This window comes from Croceitalea dokdonensis DOKDO 023, assembly GCF_001306415.1.
GTDB classification, from domain to species: Bacteria; Bacteroidota; Bacteroidia; order Flavobacteriales; family Flavobacteriaceae; genus Croceitalea; species Croceitalea dokdonensis.
The window spans coordinates 44,850-61,331 of the sequence record NZ_LDJX01000007.1; the positions used below are offsets into that span (position 1 = coordinate 44,850).

General features: G+C 42.1%; 15 protein-coding genes and 2 tRNA genes. 7 read left to right on the forward strand and 10 right to left on the reverse strand.

Translation table 11 applies throughout. The features are described 5' to 3' along the window. Positions 1-10: 10 nt before the first annotated feature. Positions 11-1,408 carry a hypothetical protein gene (locus I595_RS14305; protein ID WP_157449757.1) on the reverse strand — a complete coding sequence of 466 codons (1,398 nt, stop codon included), beginning with the start codon at positions 1,406-1,408 and terminating at the stop codon, positions 11-13. 94 nt (positions 1,409-1,502) lie between these two features. Between I595_RS14305 and proS the strand changes: the two genes are divergently transcribed. From proS to rpsT, 4 genes are all read left to right on the forward strand, one after another. Continuing rightward, positions 1,503-2,978: a proline--tRNA ligase gene (gene proS, locus I595_RS14310; RefSeq protein WP_054560136.1), complete on the forward strand. Its 1,476-nt coding sequence runs from the start codon at positions 1,503-1,505 to the stop codon at positions 2,976-2,978. Between the two features lie 79 nt (positions 2,979-3,057). Continuing rightward, positions 3,058-3,129 (forward strand) — tRNA-Glu (locus I595_RS14315). A 48-nt stretch (positions 3,130-3,177) separates the two neighbouring features. Beyond that, positions 3,178-3,249: transfer RNA gene (locus I595_RS14320), tRNA-Glu, on the forward strand. Positions 3,250-3,302: 53 nt separating this feature from the next. Beyond that, a complete protein-coding gene (rpsT, locus tag I595_RS14325; protein ID WP_054560270.1) occupies positions 3,303-3,554 on the forward strand; it encodes a 30S ribosomal protein S20 in 252 nt (83 codons plus the stop codon). A gap of 53 nt (positions 3,555-3,607) precedes the next feature. Here the strand turns inward: rpsT and I595_RS14330 are convergent, their stop codons facing one another. From I595_RS14330 to rho, 4 genes are all read right to left on the reverse strand, one after another. Further along, complete coding sequence (locus I595_RS14330) at positions 3,608-5,686, reverse strand: LruC domain-containing protein (protein WP_054560137.1); 2,079 nt, start codon at positions 5,684-5,686, stop codon at positions 3,608-3,610. A 373-nt stretch (positions 5,687-6,059) separates the two neighbouring features. Beyond that, a complete protein-coding gene (locus tag I595_RS14335) occupies positions 6,060-6,734 on the reverse strand; it encodes a hypothetical protein (RefSeq protein ID WP_054560138.1) in 675 nt (224 codons plus the stop codon). Positions 6,735-6,836: 102 nt separating this feature from the next. Next, on the reverse strand, positions 6,837-7,367 hold the full coding sequence (locus I595_RS14340) for a hypothetical protein (RefSeq protein ID WP_157449758.1): 531 nt from the start codon (positions 7,365-7,367) through the stop codon (positions 6,837-6,839). Between the two features lie 265 nt (positions 7,368-7,632). Continuing rightward, positions 7,633-9,237, reverse strand: a complete 1,605-nt coding sequence (gene rho, locus I595_RS14345; protein ID WP_054560140.1) for a transcription termination factor Rho — start codon at positions 9,235-9,237, stop codon at positions 7,633-7,635. 188 nt (positions 9,238-9,425) lie between these two features. Here rho and I595_RS14350 point away from each other — a divergent pair, with 188 nt between their 5' ends. Then, positions 9,426-9,836 (forward strand): DUF4293 family protein, encoded by a 411-nt coding sequence (locus I595_RS14350; protein WP_054560141.1) that lies wholly within the window; start codon positions 9,426-9,428, stop codon positions 9,834-9,836. 87 nt (positions 9,837-9,923) lie between these two features. Here I595_RS14350 and I595_RS14355 read toward each other — a convergent pair whose 3' ends face one another. Both I595_RS14355 and I595_RS14360 read right to left on the reverse strand, forming a co-directional pair. Continuing rightward, positions 9,924-10,850, reverse strand: a complete 927-nt coding sequence (locus I595_RS14355; protein WP_083467620.1) for an MBL fold metallo-hydrolase — start codon at positions 10,848-10,850, stop codon at positions 9,924-9,926. A gap of 4 nt (positions 10,851-10,854) precedes the next feature. After that, positions 10,855-11,349 carry a metallophosphoesterase family protein gene (locus tag I595_RS14360; RefSeq protein ID WP_054560143.1) on the reverse strand — a complete coding sequence of 165 codons (495 nt, stop codon included), beginning with the start codon at positions 11,347-11,349 and terminating at the stop codon, positions 10,855-10,857. An 85-nt stretch (positions 11,350-11,434) separates the two neighbouring features. On the opposite strand from I595_RS14360, the gene truA reads away from it, so the two are divergent. Together truA and I595_RS14370 are read left to right on the forward strand one after the other, a co-directional pair. Next, on the forward strand, positions 11,435-12,178 hold the full coding sequence (gene truA / locus I595_RS14365; RefSeq protein ID WP_054560144.1) for a tRNA pseudouridine(38-40) synthase TruA: 744 nt from the start codon (positions 11,435-11,437) through the stop codon (positions 12,176-12,178). Next, the gene (locus tag I595_RS14370; RefSeq protein ID WP_054560145.1) at positions 12,175-13,947 is read left to right on the forward strand and encodes an ABC transporter ATP-binding protein; all 1,773 of its coding nucleotides are present in this window, start codon (positions 12,175-12,177) and stop codon (positions 13,945-13,947) included. The genes truA and I595_RS14370 overlap by 4 nt, the downstream gene beginning before the upstream one ends. On the opposite strand, the gene I595_RS14375 is transcribed toward I595_RS14370, so the two are convergent. Genes I595_RS14375 through folP form a run of 3 tightly spaced genes read right to left on the reverse strand, consistent with a single transcriptional unit; the run spans position 13,944 to position 16,383 of the window. Continuing rightward, positions 13,944-14,720, reverse strand: a complete 777-nt coding sequence (locus I595_RS14375; protein ID WP_054560146.1) for a DUF3667 domain-containing protein — start codon at positions 14,718-14,720, stop codon at positions 13,944-13,946. The two genes, I595_RS14370 and I595_RS14375, sit on opposite strands and share 4 nt — an antisense overlap. Further along, a complete protein-coding gene (gene cdaA / locus I595_RS14380) occupies positions 14,720-15,505 on the reverse strand; it encodes a diadenylate cyclase CdaA (protein ID WP_054560147.1) in 786 nt (261 codons plus the stop codon). The genes I595_RS14375 and cdaA overlap by 1 nt, the downstream gene beginning before the upstream one ends. A gap of 29 nt (positions 15,506-15,534) precedes the next feature. After that, positions 15,535-16,383, reverse strand: a complete 849-nt coding sequence (folP, locus tag I595_RS14385) for a dihydropteroate synthase (RefSeq protein ID WP_054560148.1) — start codon at positions 16,381-16,383, stop codon at positions 15,535-15,537. Positions 16,384-16,482: the final 99 nt, after the last annotated feature.

Below are 16,482 nucleotides of genomic sequence, written 5' to 3' on the forward strand. Positions count from 1 at the left end.
TGTTGTTGGATTAATTTCTTCTTACACCACCGCTTCGGCCACCTCCAGACGATCTTCCGCCACCCGAGCTGCGGCCACTACTGTAAGAACGGCCTCCACCAGAACTTCTACTGTAGCTAGAGCTTCTGGAACTACTGCCAGAACTTCGGTAACCGGAGCTTCTGGAACTACTACTCCTTGAGCTTCTATAGCCAGAGCTTCTGGAACTGCTACCAGAGCTTCTGTATCCAGAGCTCCTAGAAGAGCCGGACCGGGCAGAAGATTGGTATCCCCTTGATGCGCGTTGTCCAGAACCGGAATAACTGGGTCTCGTGCTTCTGGTACCCCTGTTGTATGTACTTCCGCTTCTTGAAGAAGAACTTCTTGCGGTTGGGTTGCTACGGGTGATACCGTCATATCTGGGTACCGCCCTAGTACTTCTGCTGGTTCTATACGCCTGATTCCTTGCTATGGCATCAGAGCCCATGGACCTTCTGGAAATGGAACTATTGTTGCGATAAGACCTTGTACTGCGGGCAGCATTGCTTCTGGTGGTAGAGGACCTTGTTGCCAAGCTCCTTCCTTGATTTGATCGCCCACTATTATTGCGTAAACGGGAGGTTGTTCTCCTACTGTCGTTAAATACGTTGGAGCGTCCCCTGAGTGCTGTGGTAGCCAAGGAATTTCTTGTGGCTCCCCTTCTTGTTCTATTGAATGCCACATTTCTGTTACCATAAAAGCCGTTGTTCCAACCCCAGTTGTTCCAACCCCAGCCGCCTCTCCAGCCAAGGCCACCGCCCCAGCCCCAGCCGCCGTTCCATAGAAAAGGGTCGTTCCACCCCCAACCAAAGCCACCGCCCCAGCCCCAGCCAAGACCACCGCCCCAGCCAAATCTATTCCATCTCCAAGGATTGTTCCAGCCCCAGCCAAAGCCACCGCCCCAGCCCCAACCAAGACCACCGCCCCATAACCATGGGTTATTCCAGCCCCAGCCGTTGTCGATTACGTTGATATTAATGTTCGTAGGATTGTCCCCCCAACCTGGATTTCCAATGTAATTGTTGTTATTGGCAAAATAATCGGTTTGCTCACCTATAGACTCTTGGTCCGTTGGTGCGCCGCTATAATAACTGTCCACGTCCGTAAACACTTCTGCATTCACGATATCATCATACTGATTGGCCTTTTCTCCAAAGTACTCGCCGTAGATATCATTTTCCAAGGCTTCAGTCTGTACCGCTGCTTCGGATTTTTTTTCTACCACCGCCACACGATTTCCATTGAGGACCTCCCGATTGCCATTATTGTAAATGCCATCATCATCATAATAGGAGGCTTGCTGGTAAGACCCACAGGAGGCCAAGAAAATGGTTGCCAACCCAAGTGTTGCAACAAACCTTATTTTGCGGAGGGGTGATGAATGTATCATAGCGTTATTTTTATTGTTGAACATAGTAAAAATAGTTAGTTTTACCATTTATTTTTGTTAAACAAGTCACAAGTTTTGTGCCAAACTCGATGAGATGGGAAAAAAGTTAACCAGTAGAGCGGAAGATTATTCAAAATGGTACAATGAACTGGTGGTCAAGGCAGATTTAGCTGAGAATTCTGGGGTAAGGGGCTGTATGGTCATTAAACCTTACGGTTTTGCCATTTGGGAAAAGATGCAGGCGGAACTAGATCGGATGTTTAAGGAAACGGGTCATCAAAATGCCTATTTCCCACTTTTTATCCCTAAATCATATCTTAGTAAAGAAGCCAGTCATGTAGAGGGTTTCGCCAAGGAATGTGCCGTAGTAACACATTACAGACTAAAGAATGCCGAGGACGGCAGTGGTATTGTGGTGGATGAAGATGCCAAGTTAGAGGAAGAGTTAATCGTTAGGCCCACCTCCGAAACCATTATATGGGACACCTACAGAAAATGGATACAATCTTACCGGGATTTACCGCTATTGATCAACCAATGGGCCAATGTGGTGCGTTGGGAAATGCGGACGCGACTTTTTTTAAGAACAGCAGAGTTTTTATGGCAAGAGGGCCATACCGCACATGCTACCGAAAAGGAAGCCATGGAGGAAGCCAAGATGATCATGCACCTGTACGCAGATTTTGTGGAAAACCATATGGCGGTTCCCGTAATCAAGGGCACAAAGACAGAAAGTGAACGCTTTGCAGGGGCAGATGAGACCTACTGTATAGAGGCGCTCATGCAAGATGGAAAGGCACTGCAAGCAGGAACCTCCCATTTTTTAGGACAGAATTTTGCCAAGGCCTTTGATGTAAAATATGCCTCTAAGGAAGGAAAACAGGAGTATGTTTGGGCCACATCTTGGGGAGTGTCTACCCGTTTGATGGGGGCACTTATCATGACCCATAGTGATGACAACGGCTTGGTGATACCTCCAAAATTAGCTCCAATCCAAGTGGTCATCGTACCCATTTACAAAGGGGAAGACCAATTGAGCGCTATTTCAGATAGGGTAGGGCCGCTGGTCAAAGAATTGCGGGCCAAAGGCGTTTCGGTGAAATATGATAACAGGGATACGCACAAACCTGGGTTTAAGTTTAATGAGTATGAGCTAAAGGGCGTACCCATTAGGCTGGCCATTGGGCAGCGGGATATGGAGAACGGTACTTTTGAAGTAGCTCGTAGGGATACCTTGGAAAAGATGGTTGTTGCGGCTGATGAGGTGGTGGATAGGGTGGTGGGACTTTTGGATGAAATTCAGAATGCTATGTATCAAAGGGCAAAAAATCACCAACAACAACACATTACGAAAGTAGATTCCTATGGGGATTTTAAGAAGGTAATCGCCGAAAAAGGTGGCTTTGTCGCTGCCCATTGGGACGGTACCCCAGAAACGGAAAATAGAATCAAGGAAGAGACTAAAGCTACCATACGATGCATACCTATTGATGTTGAAGAAGAATTGGGAAGCTGTATGGTCACGGGAAAACCGTCTAAGTATCGTGTACTTTTTGCAAAAGCATACTAGCATATAAAAAAAAATATCTTGCTCTTGCAATACTTAAAAATAGTTGTATTTTTGCATCCGCATTAATGCGACCATTATTGGCCCGTTCGTCTAGGGGTTAGGACGCCAGGTTTTCATCCTGGTAACAGGGGTTCGATTCCCCTACGGGCTACAAAGTTCTTTGGAACCATAAACATTTGTGTTTTTATGGTTTTGTTTTGGCCCGTTCGTCTAGGGGTTAGGACGCCAGGTTTTCATCCTGGTAACAGGGGTTCGATTCCCCTACGGGCTACAGTAAAAATAATGAGGGTTGGTTTCCAACCAATAAAAGTTAAGATAGAGATTATGGCGAATCATAAGTCAGCATTAAAAAGAATTAGAAGAAATGAGGCTGTTCGTTTAAGGAACAGGTATCAGCACAAAACGGTGCGTAATGCAATTAAAAAGTTACGTTCCGAGGAAGATAAGAAAGCTGCTGAAACCATGCTGCCATCTGTTATTAGTATGATTGATAAACTTGCCAAGAGAAAAATCATACACGCTAACAAGGCCGCTAACTTAAAAAGTAAGTTGACTATTCAAGTTGCAGGTTTATAAAAACAAAAACACCTTATACAAAAAACCCTTCAATTAGAAGGGTTTTTTTGTGCTTAATCTTTTATCAGGGCGCTGTTCCTATAGCCTAGATTATCCTTATACCAGTCCGCAAAATTATTACCACCAGAGGTTGCCCATTCCTCGAAAAAATTATAAGCTTGGTTTACAGGTACGCGTTCTTCTGGAACCTTAAAATCATGGATAATACTGATAGCCCACGGTAATCCTGAATCTGTTTTAAAATCACCATCCACATCTTGGTTTACCCCGGGAAGACCTTCCATGGTAGTACCCAAGTCTGTTCTAGGTTGATTGGGCAAATGAATCTCATGGGCTCTATTCTTTCCAACAATCAAGAATGGATTAAAAGGGGCCAGGCCCAATTCATCTGTGGTAATAGGAGGGTCAAAGCTTATGGAAACCAGTCCCGGAACGTTGAGGAGTCCCTCATGATCATCAAAAAGGACTACCACGGCATCGGTTTGATTTTCCTCTAAACCGTTGGGGCCAATATTAATATAGTTTTCGGTAAGTTTAGTTCCTGTCACCAATGTTATCTTCTCAGGGCTTACATTTTCCAATGAAATACCAAAGCCATTGGTAAGACCGGCGCCATCTGAAGTTACTTCGTAATATATATCCAGCTGCACTGCCTCGTTCTCAGAGTTCAGAACAGCTACCACTCGGTAGTTTACTGCGGTATCATTAAAATCATAATCACCCCGGAAAGGCCACAAATCTTCAAAAGCAATCGTTCCCCAGCCATATTTGCTAGGTGTAAATTGTTCAAATGCTTTATCGGCATCATCTGGGAAACTATCGTTACTGTCCGTAATACCATCCCCATCCGTGTCCGGGTCAATTACGTCTTCGTCTACAAAAGTAAACGTGGTTAAATCATTAATGGTTCTGCCAAAGTCAATTCCAGAGGTAGAATTTGGACCGTATACATATTCCCAGCCTCCTGTAACCGTATCCATGATGATTAAGTTGGAGCTAGCACCGTTGCTAGCCAACCATAACTCGTTGTTGGAATCAAATGTCATGGAGGTAGGGTTAAAGGGTAGGTTGTCCGCACTGATACGGGTTGCCCAATAACTGTTGTTCTCATCTAAATCTAAACGGTACAGACCACCAAAGCTGCTTAAAAATAAAGTCCCATCCGCTGCGAATGCCAAATCCCCGCCACCGGTTACGTCTAGGTTGTTGATGTCCCAAGTAGCAATAACCGAAGCATTACTAGCGTCAATGGTGTACACTTTGGCGCCAGAAGAAAAATATAGCAAACCATCTTCTTCTCTATAATCCAATCGTGGTCCGCCCATGCCAACATTGCCAATAGTGGTCCACGTATCATTTATCATGTCATATCTCATCAAAGGATAGGGGTTGCTCCTACCAATACTGTATAAGTACTGGTTTGTTTGGTCTACAGCGGCAGTATAGCTTCCTTGTGGCATTGCGGCCCGATCGGTCATATTACCGGTTAAGGGATTTATGGTAAATAATTGTCCAGATCCGTTAACCGCATACAAAGAATCTATTGAAACGTTGCGATTGGCGCGTGATCTCTCTAGCTGTTTGTTGGATTTGTAAGTCTTTACCGTATTCATTCTTCTAGAATTTGAAGAAATTGTGTAGGTATAAGTGGCATTATTTTCTACGATGTCAATAATTTGGGAATCAAAGGAATTACCCTCTTTTCTTCTTAGATAGATTTTGTTGTAATATGAGGGTATGGTTGTGTTTATCGTTGTTGTTCCACCCTCAGATTTACCGGTAAATAGTACCTGGTTAAATTCATCGGTCACAAAATTACTGACAGTTTCCATGGTGCCCTCATCCGTTAGCATATTTACTTCTTGCGCATTAAATGGCATGTCATTATAGGCCCAAAGCGTATAGACGGCATCAGTACTAAGGTCGTTTACAGTGATTGTGACTTGCTTAGCGGTTTCAAAGTTGAATCCTTCCGGAAATTGAAGTTCAACGAGCGAGAGTGTTTCTTCTGTTGGTTGTTCGCCATTTTCAGTATCTGAAACACTGTTGTCCAAATTGTCCTTGATACATGAAAACATGGATAATAGAACGATAATGGAAATAATGTTTTTTGAAGTTTTAAAAAGTTGCATTGTAGGTTTGATTTAGGATAAAATTCTTTTTTTTAAATAGGAATTGGATAGCAGTTCGATAACTATTCAAAACTAAAAGACCAATGGTTGTCTTCCATAGTTCATTTGATTTTTGAGTTTAAAAACATAAATGATATTGACTGCACTATCTCAATCTGGAATTCCATTTGGGAAACCTGAATGTTATTATTTACCTTACAAATGAAGGAAAAAGACTACAATTTAAATGAATTATATCGATGAACTACGTTGTAATGTTGTAAAAGACAAGGTAATCGTGGTGAAACGTAAAAAGCGTGGAAAGAATTTTTTCTTTATTTATATCCGTTTTGAAGCAGTATGCTGATCGTTTGAGCCTGAATGGTAATGTTTTTTATTTATATGCATTACGTCTAGAACGTGCAAACCCTACGCAGAATAGCAGATGCATGGCCAGGACCAAAAAAACATGAAAGTTTCGCAGTTGTAGCACATAGATGCTGGTGAAAAATTCCTTACAAATTTTGATTGGTATATATAAAAGATGAAAAATAAACAGGCCCAAGACAGTCCAAAAAAGGAGGTTATGCTTTGGTGAATAATTTTTTCGTCCAAGTAAATCTGCCATGTAAACTGCGCAAAGTACTAAAAGAACCGCGGCACCTGTTATATAGGCGTACACCTGTGAATAAATAAAGTAATCCTGGTAAAAGGGATTGATGATGTTGGCTAAGAACAAAATCCCCAAGGAGGTATACAGCCACTTATTTTTTAAGTGTGGTTTAAAGGTCTGTATAATGACCCAATAAAAGTAGGCAAAGAAAATGAGATGATAGACGTTATAGATGATAGAGGTCCTAAAATGGTCTTGCGTGCTAAATACGAGTTGGAAATCTTGCGAATAAGTGACCAGCGTACCCAAAAGCTCGTTAAAAAAAGTATACGCAAGAATCATGGGAAAAAAGCGCAGTGGCCTATCAAAATAATGGCGATAACTTTTAAGGGACATTAAAAAACTGAGTCCGTAGACAACTAAAAAATAATTCTGTTTTAAAAAATCCCAGGTCATCAAAAAAATGAATTTTTAGGTTGGTCAAAGCCTTAGGCTATTTTTCCATGCCCATTTTGCCCCATGGCCTATTGAATTGAAGGAATCATCGTTTTACCTTACTTAGAAATCGGATTTAGGTGGTGGTGAATTCCCCATGTCATTCAGAATTAGGCTATTGCCACCTTGCAATACATTGGAATTTAATGAGGGTATTATCCCAGCTTCGTTTCTATCCATTAAGCCGCTGGCAAGTCCAAGGTCTTTCGTAAGGGATGCGTTTATGGGTACAGCGGTCCTTGAATCCCCTTCACCCGGTAGCGTAAAAAAACCAAATTCCGCTCCATTTTTGGTAGTGGTAGGTAAAATAAACAGGGTGTTGCGCCTTGGAAACTTTGCCTTTTCTGGATAGGTTGCCAAGTAAATCCTAAAATTTGTGATGGGAACGTTCGCTAGTTGTGCTTCATTTTCCACATAAGCGATGTAATCTTTTAAGCGTTGATATTCAATACTCAGAAAGCGGGTTGCCTTAAAGTTTTCTTTGGGCATCCTTTGCTGCTCCAGGGAATCTATCGCCGGAACCCTAAAATTACTGTAATTATCAAATAGCTCTTGCGCTTGTGTTTTGGAAATAATCCCCTTGGGTGTTTCCACCGTTTTGGTGGTTTCAGGGCTATTTCTATCGGTTGGTTTGGGCTGCTGATTGCAGGATAACAACCCAAAAAATAGGCAAACAAACATTGGAATGCCTTCTTTACAAAATTTAAATGGCCTTCTTTTCATAAAAATTATGTGGTTACGGTTAAATATGTGGGGGAATTCTTCTTAAAGATATGGTTTTATTACAATACGGCGAATAAAAAACCCCAATGGGAAGTACCATCAGGGTTTTTAACCAGAATATTTTTTATAAGACGGGCTATTGGTTCATGGTCATTAAGAATTCTTCGTTACTTTTTGTTTGTTTAAAACGTTGCTCAATGAATTCCATGGCTTCAACCGGGTTCATATCTGCGAGGTACTTACGCATGATCCACATGCGTTGAATAGTGGTTTCGTCCAACAGCAAATCATCACGTCTTGTACTTGAAGACGTAAGGTCAATGGCAGGGAAAATCCTTCGGTTGGCAATCTTGCGATCTAACTGAAGTTCCATATTTCCAGTTCCTTTGAATTCTTCAAAGATAACTTCGTCCATTTTGGAGCCGGTCTCCGTAAGTGCCGTGGCAATTATGGAAAGAGAGCCGCCCCCCTCAATATTACGGGCCGCCCCAAAGAATCGTTTTGGTTTATGGAGGGCGTTGGCATCAACACCACCGCTCAATACTTTACCGGAGGCAGGTTGTACCGTGTTATAGGCCCTGGCCAAACGGGTGATGGAGTCTAGTAAAATAACCACATCATGTCCACATTCTACGAGTCGCTTGGCTTTTTCCAACACAATGTTGGCAACCCTAACATGTTCTGTCGCTTCCTTGTCAAAGGTAGAGGCAACCACTTCGCCACGCACGTTGCGTTGCATATCAGTTACTTCTTCCGGACGTTCATCAATCAGTAGGATAATTTGATAAACCTCTGGATGGTTGGCAGCGATGCCGTTGGCGATGTCCTTTAGCAACATGGTCTTACCAGTTTTAGGCTGCGATACGATCATACCGCGTTGTCCTTTCCCAATAGGAGAGAAAAGGTCAATAATACGGGTAGAAATGGAAGATTGTCTCTCTGCCAATTTAAATCGCTCTTGCGGAAATAAAGGGGTAAGGTGCTCAAAAGAGACACGGTCTCTAACCACCTGTGGGTCAATACCATTGATTTTACTTACTTTAATCAATGGAAAATATTTTTCTCCTTCTTTGGGAGGCCTTACATTTCCTAAAACCGTATCCCCTGTTTTAAGACCAAATAGGCGAATCTGTGATTGCGATACATAAATGTCATCGGGGGACGATAGGTAATTGTAATCAGAACTCCTTAAGAATCCGTAACCATCTTGCATGATGTCTAATACACCTTCACTGGCAATAATGCTATCAAACTCAAATTCTGGTTCTTTATACCTGTTTTTTAGGTCTTTATCAAAATTGCTGCTCTTTTTCTCTTGGGGAGCTCTGGGGTTGGGCACATTTTTTCGACCCTGATTTTGATTTTTGTGCGGATGCCCCTGCTTTTGGTTGTCTCGCTTCTGGTTATGCTTGGGCTCCCTTTTGGCCGGAGATTTTTCCTCTTTCGGCTTTTGGTCTGCCTCAGCTTTGGTTTCTACCTGGGGCTGTTCTTTAGCTACAACCGCTTTTTTAGTAACTTCTTTTCTTTCGGCTCGCTGCCTGCGGGGCTGTGGGGAACTCTTTTTTTCTGCCTCATCCGTTGAGGTTTCCTTTACAGCTTTGGGATTGGAAGCTTGTACGTCCAATATTTGGTAAACCAAATCCAGCTTTTTGATGGATTTGAATTTTGGAATGTTTAATTCCTTGGCAATTTCCTGAAGCTCAGGTAGCTTTTTTGCTTTTAGATCTGAAATCTCGAACATTAAATAATCAATAAGTTAAACTTGAATTCGGTTTTTTTATGAAGTATCTGTTATCGTTGGATATTACAGTTGGGAAAAGAATCCCGGGGTAAGTGTCATAATAACCCTGCAATGATACGAATTATTTTCAAGAACTTATGTGATTTAGTCAAAAGACCCCTATTTTTGCTTTCTAGAGTACGGTTAAAATGATACAAAGGATACAAACAATTTATTTGTTGTTAGTAGCGTTGTTAACGGCAGTGCTTCCCTTTTTTACCCACTTGTGGGTGACGACGGAAGACGGGAGGGTGTTTGCGAAGAATGATATGTTGATTTCCGTTTGTTTTTACGCCGCAGCAGTATTGGCCGTGATTGCCATCACCCTGTATAAAAATAGAAAGAATCAGTTCGTGGTAAACCGACTGAACATGATACTAAACCTTTTTTTACTAGGATTTTTCGTTTACCGATCACTAAACTTATCCGGAGAGACGGCGGTTTCTGAGAAGGGTATTGGGATGTTGATTCCTGTATTTTCTATCGTTTTATTGGTCCTGGCCAACAGGGCCATCAAAAAGGATGAGGATCTTGTAAAATCTGTAGATCGTTTGCGTTGAACCTAACATCTTAGTAGTATTAGTGCGTAATCCCGGGGAGTTTATCTCCGGGATTTTTTGTGCCATGCCAACAACGATATCCTTAGTTTATAGTTTAATTTCCTCTAAATATTGGGCAATACGGTATCCTTCTGACACTACTTTTTTGTAGGCATCACTTTTGGTGTCCCAAAGCGGGTTGGTATGGTTAAGGTGGATAAAGTGGATTTTTGATTTTTCACTACGGGGCAGCGCAGCAAACAGCTCCATGCTCTCAATGACAAACGGATGTGGAATTTCTGAAATATCCCTATTATTGATTTCCTCTCCGTTATAAAACGTTGCATCCAAAAAAGCATAGTCTACTTCTTTAATTTGTGAGATTATGGAAGATTGCCATTTTGCCCATTTATCAATATCAGGAATGAACAATACGGAGGCATTTGGCCCCATGATTTTAAAGCCAACGGTTTCTGAATATTCATCCCTATGGGGAACTGTAATGGGGGTAACCTCCACGTTTTTGGTAAGTGCTATCCCAGTCTGCTTCTCTAGCGGTAGCAGCTTAATGTTCCCAACGGTTACCAACTGGCTCCAAGGTCCGTTGGTTTGCAGGAAATCTGCCATTTTGGGCATCGCGTACACAGGTGCCTGCTTAGCGCCCAGGGCTTCCCTTCCCAAATACATGAGCCCTGTATAGTGACCTATATGGGCATGGGTGAGAAAAATGGCATTTGGAATGTTGTCCGTACCTGCCACTTGCTGTTGCAGCAGTTGCAGTTGCGCTGGCATGTCTGGCGTTGCCTCAAAAAGAAAGCTTTGTTTGGCATCATAATCTATTATTCCCAACGCCACAACTTTTCTGCTGTGGTCCGGAGTTTTAAATAAACTGGCACAACAGCTTTTGGTGCAGCCTATGTGTGGACTTCCGCCATCCTGTGCCGTACCTAATACGATGAGCGAAACCCCTGTTTTTTCCTGGGCACAAGGTTGTAAAAAGCTTAGAATGCCTAAAAATAGATAAAGTAGCCTCATTACGCTATTTTTTGCCAAGTTCAATAACCTCTAAATCCCGAATATCCGTTTTATCGATGACAAAACGCAACATGGTGCGTACTTGGTGAAAACCATGTCTGCCGCAGGCCCCTGGATTCATATGCAGTACCCCTAAGTTTTTATCGTTCATAACCTTTAAAATATGAGAGTGTCCGCAGATAAATAGTTTTGGTGGATTAGCCCTTATTTTGTCCCGTGTTCTTTGATTGTATTTTGGTGGATATCCCCCTATATGCGTCATAAGAACGTCTACCTCTTCACAATAAAAACGATTGTTTTCTGGAAATTCTTGTTGCATTAAATGGTCATCAATATTTCCATAAACGGCGCGTAAGGGCTTTAGTGCGCTAAGACTGTCGGTGACCTTTAAATTGCCAATATCACCAGCATGCCAGATTTCATCGGCCTGTTTGGCGTACTTTAAGATGGTATCGTCCATATGCCCATGGGTGTCCGATAGTAACAGAATTCTGGTCATTGCTAAAGTAATCCTAAAAAGAAACCTGGGAGCGATGCTTTCTGTGATTCCAGTATCTTTGTTCCGCTAAAAATAGCCTTTTAGTTTGAGATATTTTATCCAGTTTTCATTTTTTGGAAAAGCCTACCACGGGTGGCAAGTACAGCCTAACGCGCTTACCGTGCAGCAGGTATTGCAGGAAACTATGTCCACGTTGCTGCGGGCAGATATTAAATTGGTAGGTGCTGGTAGAACGGATACCGGTGTGCATGCCAAGCAGCTTTTTGCTCATTTTGATGTCTCAAACAGGCTCTGCATCAAAGAAACCGTCCAGAAATTAAACAGCTTTTTACCCGCGGACATCGCTGTGCAGCAAATCTTTGAGGTTGGGCCAGAAGCACACGCCCGTTTTGACGCAATTTCTAGAACCTATGAATATCATATCACCCAGAAAAAGAATCCATTTTTATCAGATTTTGCCCATTTTCTTTGGACTCCATTAGATGTGGATGCCATGAACCAGGCGGCGTCCATCCTATTGGAGTATACGGATTTTGAGTGTTTTTCGCGCTCACAGACCGATGTAAAGACCTTTTTGTGCCATGTTACCCATGCGCAGTGGAAACATGAGCCAGAACGTCTGGTCTTTACGATTACCGCCAACAGGTTTTTGCGCAATATGGTGCGTGCCATTGTAGGGACCCTGCTACCCATTGGTCTGGGAAAGTTCCCTGTTGAACAGATGCGCAAGGTCATAGAAAGTAAAGACCGTGGCATGGCAGGTGCATCCGCCCCCGCAAAAGGATTATATTTGACTGAGGTAAACTATCCTGAAAACATTAGATCATGAGCAAGAAAGACGAGGCAGGAAGGGCATTTGATTTTGGACTTTTTAAGCGTGTCTTTGCGTTCACTACCCCTTACCGTGGTATCTTTTGGTTGGTTGCTTTTGTGGCTATTTTTTTGGCGGCATTTGCTGTTTTTACCCCCTTTTTGGTGAAGACCATCATTAATGAGTCCTTGCCAAACAATGATCGTGAATCTTTGGTGTTCATGGTCTGGCTTATGCTGGCTGCACTTTTAGGTCAGGTAATCCTGCAGTTGACCTTTAATTATTTTGCGAATCTTTTGGGAGAATCGGTCATTAAAGACCTTAGGGTAAAGCTTTTTCAGAAAATGATGGGTTTTAAGATGACCTATTTTGATAATTCTTCCATAGGGGTTTTGGTCACCCGCGCCGTGGCCGATATGCAGCGGATAGGAGAAATTTTTAGCCAAGGTTTTTTTGTCATTGTATCAGATTTGCTTAAAATGGTTGCGGGGGCGCTGGCCATGATTGTTTTTAACTGGAAACTGGCATTTATCGTATTTGCCATCTTGCCCATTATCCTTGTGGCTACCCGTCTTTTCCAAAAAGCCATGAAGGTGGCATTTATAGAGGTTCGTGCCCAAGTCTCCAACCTTAATTCCTTTGTGCAGGAGCGGCTAACGGGAATGAAGATCGTGCAGCTTTTTAATAGGGAGGAGATTGAAAAGGAAAAGTTTAGGATTATCAATGAAAAGCACCAAAATGCTTGGTTAAAAACCGTCTGGTACAATTCCATCTTTTTTCCCGTTGCGGAAATCTCATACTCCATTGGTATTGGCCTGGTGGTCTATTTTGGGGTTTTGCAAAATGTAACTATTGAAGGTTTTAACGACAAGGGCACCATTGTCGCTTTTTTCTTTTTGATGGATCTTTTGTTTCGTCCCCTGAGGCAGATTGCGGATAAGTTCAATACCCTGCAAATGGGCATGGTAGCTGCCAACAGGGTTTTTAAAATTTTGGATACGGACAGCCATATAGATGACCATGGAACGGTCACTAAAGAAGCGGTAAGGGGCGATATTGAATTTAAGGATGTACGCTTTGGTTATGTTAAGGGTGAAGAGGTGCTCCACGGCATATCCTTTAAGGTTAAGGCGGGAGAGACCATTGCCATTGTAGGGACAACGGGTGCGGGAAAATCTACCATCATCAATCTATTGAACCGTTTTTATGAAATACATTCTGGCAGTATTTTGGTAGATGGCACGTCTATTAAGGACTATACCCTAAAATCCTTACGCTCCCACATTGCCGTGGTCTTGCAGGATGTCTTTCTTTTTGCAGACTCTATTGCCCATAATATTTCCCTGAAAAATGATGCTATTTCCCTTGAAACCATAGAAAATGCTGCCAAGGAAATAGGGGTGCATGAATTTATTTCCCGACTACCGGGCGGATTTGAATACAATGTAAAAGAACGGGGAACCATGCTATCCAGTGGCCAACGCCAGTTGATCGCATTTCTAAGGGCGTATGTGAGCAATCCCAGTATTTTAATACTTGACGAGGCCACCTCATCCATAGATACCTATTCTGAACAGTTGATCCAACAGGCCACCAATAAGATTACGGAGGGGCGCACGTCCATAATCATCGCCCACCGCTTGGCCACCATTAAAAAGGCCGATACCATTTTGGTCATGGATGCCGGGAACATCGTGGAAAGTGGCACCCATGAAGAGCTGTTAAAAACAGGCGGCTACTATCATGCCCTTTACGAGGCCCAGTTTATGGAGGAAGAGGTGGCTTAAGCTGGTTGTGGAACAAAATCTTGTAAGTCAAATACACCAATCAAAAGCAATACGATCATTAAGCCCAAAATCAATACAAAAAACAAAACTGCAACCATTAAACTAAATGTAAAGCTCCTTGTTAAAAACGCACCAATGGAGAATTTATTCAATCTTTGAAGAACGAATAAGTTATAAGCAAGAACCACCAATAATGAAAGTTGACTGTAGAGCATATAGCTATCAGCTGCAATGGTTAAAACAGCCATTGAAATTGTAAAAGTCACAATACTAAAGTGAGACATGGTGTACACAAAAACCAAAATATATTCTGGAAAATTATATTTTACCTTATTGAACAATAGATAGGCGGGGATTGCTAATACAGGGAAATATAATAAAAACATGAATGCGTTAAAATCAAACGCAAATTCACCCCACTTTTTAGCGAATGGAGCATTGTTGATTTCATCTTCAAATTGAATCGCATTAGTATAAAATTTTTGAATGACAAAAACCATTAAACCTGACAGGGTTAAGGCTATCCCTAAATAGCTTATGGGGTTTAGATATTTCTTTCTAATCCCATTAATGTAACCACCAATGACAACTTCAGGTTTGGTAAAAAGATGCCAAATGGTTCTAAGGAAGGTGTTATCCAAATTAAAATAGCGTTCAATAACATCATACCAAAGATTTTTGACCGTGATTCTGTTGCGTATTACTTTTGCCCCACAATCTGGACAATAGCTGTAATCTGTTCTTAGGCTATTTTCACAGTTCTTACATTCCATCAACCCAAATCTTTTTTAACCATATCCGCAAGTTCTTCCATGCTTTTATACAGCACAAACTCCCCATTCTTAATATAGGACACCATGCCCGTTTCTTCACTGACTACCAAACAAAGGGCGTCGGTTTTTTCCGTAATGCCAACGGCTGCCCTATGCCGGAGACCAAAACGTAGCGGAATGTTACGTTCGTTGGATACGGGCAAGATAACCCGCGTTGCCGTGATGTAATTGTCTTGGATTACCGCGGCGCCATCATGTAACGGACTGTTTTTGTAAAATATACTTTCAATAATGGGCTGGGTGACCTTAATGTCCATTTTATCCCCGGTCTCCCGTAAAAAATCCAGGTTGTTATTACGCTCCATGACCAAAATAGCCCCTGTTTTACTTATGCCCATTTTCTCACAGGCACCAATCACCGCATCTACATCCGTATTGGTGGGAAGCCCTTCTTGTTTTAAAAATTTAAAGTGTTTTACAAAGTTCCGTTTGGATGCAAAATTGGTAGAACCGATCATGAGCAGGAACTTTCGGATTTCCTGCTGAAAAACAATGATAAGGGCAATTAGCCCAATGTTCATAAACCCACCCACCATACTGCTAATCATTTTCATCTCTAGAAGCTCCGTAAGTTTCCATAAGGCCCAAACAATGACAATTCCAATAAAAATATTGATGGCCACCGTGCCTTTTACCAGCTTATAAATGTAGTACAGCAGCACGGCGACAAGTATAATGTCGATAAGGTCGGTAATTTTGAATTCCAGAAAATTAAAAAATTCCAAATGCCGTGTTTTTGTAAATGTAGCGAAAATTAGTCTTTGCGGAAATCAATTTCATTGGCCTTAAGTTCTTGGTAGAGAAGGATACACTCCTTGGCCTCCCTCACATCATGGACGCGTAAAATGGAGGCTCCCTTTTGCAAGGCAATCATATGTAAGGCGGTTGTGCCATTTAGTGCCTGTTTTGGACTGGTCCCAAGGGTTTTGTAAATCATGGATTTACGGCTTACCCCGGCCAATAATGGCAGATTCAATGATTTAAAAAGGTCTAAATGCGCCAAGAGTTGAAAGTTTTGGCCAGTATTCTTTGCAAAACCAAATCCTGGGTCTAGAATAATATCATTGATTTTGTGTCCTCTGGCCAAGGCTACTTTTTCGGAAAAGTAGTAGCGTAGGTCTTTAATCAAATCGGTATACCCATCCATGGTTTTCATGGTTTGTGGAGTACCTTTCATATGCATCATGATGTAAGGGACTTGGAACTTGGCCACGGTTTCCATCATTTTTGGGTCAAGATTTCCCGCTGAGATATCATTAATAATGGCGGCACCGAGTTCCAAGCATTTTTTTGCCACTTGATGTCTAAAAGTATCAATGGAGAGTACCGCATGGGGGAATTCCTTGAGCACCAAATGTACGATTGGGAGGATGCGGTGCAACTCTTCGTCCAGTGGAACATGTTCTGCCCCTGGTCTAGAACTGTAGGCGCCAATATCTATGAAACTGGCTCCATCCGCAAGCATCCTTTCGGTCTGTTGTAGTATACTTTTAGGGTCTTTGTATTTTCCACCGTCATAAAAGGAGTCTGGCGTAATGTTTAAAACACCCAATATTTTTGGTTGGCTTAGGTCTATTAAAGTTCCATTACAGTTTATGGTCATGTTCACTTTTTGCTTTTATGGGTTTCGTTATCTTTACCCGGTAATTGAGATAGCGTAACTACGGGATTTACCCGCAATAAAAAATTAAAGCGCTCCTTT